The sequence below is a fragment of the Vibrio sp. 10N.261.45.E2 genome (assembly GCF_002875705.1).
Lineage (GTDB): Bacteria > Pseudomonadota > Gammaproteobacteria > Enterobacterales > Vibrionaceae > Vibrio.
In genome coordinates, this window is the sequence record NZ_MCZZ01000022.1 from 1 (window position 1) to 681 (window position 681).

General features: G+C 44.8%; 1 protein-coding gene. It reads right to left on the reverse strand.

Going from position 1 to position 681, the window contains the following annotated elements; all coding sequences use genetic code 11:
• Positions 1–497, reverse strand: a 497-nt coding sequence (locus tag BCT34_RS01005) for a transposase zinc-binding domain-containing protein (protein WP_241902763.1), incomplete at its 3' end; no start/stop codon positions are given.
• Positions 498–681 lie beyond the last annotated feature (184 nt).

A 681-nucleotide genomic window follows, 5' to 3' on the forward strand; every position in this document is an offset into this window, starting at 1 on the left:
ACTTTTTCATGACAATAGGCGAGCGCTTTCCAATCACCATGTGCATTTATCCCGCCTAGAGTCACTGAAACATGTACATGAGGGTGCCAAGTTAACCGCCTCCCAAAAGTATGTAATGCGCAGAAAATGCCAATTTCTAGTCCAGCCTGCTTTGCTGCATAAAGAAGGTTGTCGACAGCGAGTTGGCAAAGTTTATCGAGTAACCGGCGGTTGTTACGAAACAGAGACCATAAAACATCAGGAAAAGTGAATGTCATGTGCATCCAAGGGCAATGTGGCATTCGGTCTATCTGTTGGACTATCCAGTTGTCGGTCGATTTTTTGCCACAGCGAGAGCAGGCTCGACTAGAGCAAGTGAACCATATGTTTTTAGAATGGGTACAGTCTTTGTTTTCACAATGTAGCTCTTTACAACCCAATGCCGGTTTGCCGCAGGCGAGCATTTTAGTGACTTCAATGATTTCGATATCTCGAAGTGTTGAATCTGTCGCCACCATGGTTTCCCATGCTTTATTGAACTCAAGTAGAAAGTTAAGCGGTCTAGGTTGATAGGGGGTGTTGACAGAAGTACGAGCAGCCATGGTCAGTAAAGGTAATCAGGTTGTGATTTATAGCGAATGAAAAACCTGATTATACTCATAAACCTGCCACGCGCCCAATTGCAGCGTAGCTGCTATGTTC